The sequence below is a fragment of the Frankia sp. CpI1-P genome, assembly GCF_001421075.1.
Classification (GTDB): Bacteria; Actinomycetota; Actinomycetes; order Frankiales; family Frankiaceae; genus Frankia; species Frankia torreyi.
This window is the reverse complement of record NZ_LJJX01000127.1, coordinates 1-2,210: the sequence shown is the minus strand read 5'-3', so window position 1 is coordinate 2,210 and position 2,210 is coordinate 1. Positions and strand designations below refer to the sequence as shown.

Genomic DNA, 2,210 nt, shown 5'->3' with positions numbered 1-2,210 from the left:
GCCCACGACCGGCCACCGGGCCGAGGCGCGACGCTGCCACGCAGACCCGACGACAGCGAGCGACCACAGAAATTTCAGCCCGGAACGGGCTCCCCNCCCCGAAGGGCAGGGGGACTAAATCCGCCAGTAACGACGGTTGGCGTGATCAAAGATCGGTGATCTTTCCTTTTCTGGCCAGTTGATGTTCTTTCCGACTGTTGGGCAGGGTGTCGGCCCGGCTGTCGTGCCGGGTGGCTGCCGGGTCCACGGCCCGGAGGGCGTCGAGTGGGGAAGAACGAGNTGGTCAGGTGGCTGCGGGCAGGACGCGGAGCCGGGCGAGGGCGGCGGGTAGGTGCTGGTCGCGGCCGGGTGGCAGGCGCAGGGTGAGCGTGCCGGCGTGGCGGATGACCCGGCCGGGGATGGTGATCAGTTCGTGGCGGAGACGGTCGCCGTGGGCACGGCCGGCGGCCTGGTCGTGGCCGGTCAGCGACTGGAGCATCGTGGACAGCCAGCCGGCCAGGATCGCCGCCCACATCCAGACCTGGTTGACGGCCGGGTCGGCCGAGGGCAGGTGGCGCAGGCCGGCGCCGAGCTTGACATCTTTGATCTGGGTCTCGATGTCGGCGCGGCCGCGGAACCAGTGCTCGACGGCGACGAGGCCCTCGGGTTCGTCGGCGGGGATGTTCGTGACGATGAAGCTGACCGCCCAGGCGTGGTCGGCGACGCCGTCGAGCGCGAGGGTGAGCTGGTCTTTCGGGATCGTGGCCGCCGCCGGGAGCGGGGGTCGGTGGAGATCTCGACGGCGGGGACCTTCACCCGGCGGATGATCGTGTAGGTGCCGGGTGGCCAGCCGGCCGGGGCGTAGCCGGCGGCGGCGAGCTGGGCGCCGGCCATGTCCCGGGCATCGGTCCAGGCGTTCTCGTCGACGGCGGCATAAGCGCGCCAGAGCGCGGAGTTGCGCGGCGCGGCGATCGCGAAGTCCGCGCCGGCTCTGACGGCGGCGCGGGCGAGCTCGCCGGTGAAGAACCCCGAGTCCGCCCGGACCAGCGGCGGGGCGCAGACCGCTGTGGGCAGGTTGGCCAGGGCCCGGGCGAGCAGGCTGGCGGCGCGCGGCCGGACGTCCTGATCCCCGGCGAGCAGATCGGCGGCCAGCACCAGCCCGGTCCGCGCCCACGACGCCAGCAGCGGCCGGCCGGCCTTCTTCCCCTCGTAGGTATAGGCCACCCCGCGCTTCTTGCGGCCATAGACCTCCACGTCGGAGGAGTCCAGGTCGATCGTCGGGCGGCCTGCGACCAGCTCGGTCCGACGCTGCCCGGGCAGCCGAGACAGCCAGCGACCGGCCAGCACCCCGACCATCGCCTCGAGCCCGGACAGCGCCGCCGGACCGAACCGGCCCGACAGCCTCGCCGCCGTCCGCGACGGCGCGAACGGCACCGCCGCGAGCAGCCCACCCGCCTCGTCGAGACGCAGCCGGTCCAACCCTGCCAGCGTCGCCTGCCCCGCCAGCTGCCCGGTCGCCAACCCGACCAGCAACTCACCGCCCGAAAGCCCCCGCGCCCGCCGCTTGACCGGACCAACGCGTTCGTCCAACGCCTCGACGACCCCGAGCCGGTCGACCAGTNCGGCGACCGCGGCCAGCCCCGCCATCCCGGTCAGCGACCGGTCGGACGGCCCGACCCGCACCCGCGGGGCCCGCTTCCTCGACTCGGCCGGTCTGCGTAGTCTGTTCACCCGGCGGGTGCCTCTCGTCAGGGCTGTATCGGTAGGTGTGGTAACCCCGATTCTCCCTGCACGGCAGGCACCCGCTCGCATTCCAGCGATCCACGAACCCCCAACATCACCAGCTACTGGCGGATCTAGTCCCCCTGCCCCTCGGGGTGGGGAGCCCGTTCCGGGCTGAAATTTCTGTGGTCGCTCGCTGTCGTCGGGTCTGCGTGGCAGCGTCGCGCCTCGGCCCGGTGGCCGGTCGTGGGCTTGGTGTGCCCCGTAGGTCTGTTCCGTCACGGAAGACCCGGGGCGGCGTGACGATCATCGCGGCTGCCCACCGACGTCGACGTACCTTGGTCGTTTCAGGCCGTGATTTAGTCGGGCGCCGGGAACCGCACCCGAAGGGCCCTTCCCTGTTGCCTCGAGCACGAGGATCAGATTCGATCCTGCCCCGCGGCTCCCACGGGCAGCCCCCTGTCCGGACCCACCGCAGACGGGAGGCACCCGATGGTGCTCAAGGAGAC

Annotated in this window: 2 protein-coding genes and 1 pseudogene; all 3 read right to left on the bottom strand. The window is 72.2% G+C overall.

Going from position 1 to position 2,210, the window contains the following annotated elements:
* Positions 1-283 precede the first annotated feature (283 nt).
* A complete protein-coding gene (locus FF86_RS69665; protein WP_396230221.1) occupies positions 284-673 on the bottom strand; it encodes a transposase in 390 nt (129 codons plus the stop codon).
* A 131-nt stretch (positions 674-804) separates the two neighbouring features.
* Positions 805-1,600: pseudogene (locus tag FF86_RS69660) on the bottom strand (transposase); the annotation flags it as partial.
* Between the two features lies 1 nt (position 1,601).
* A partial coding sequence (locus tag FF86_RS69655) for a hypothetical protein (protein WP_396230220.1) occupies positions 1,602-1,791 on the bottom strand: 190 nt, incomplete at its 3' end.
* Positions 1,792-2,210: the final 419 nt, after the last annotated feature.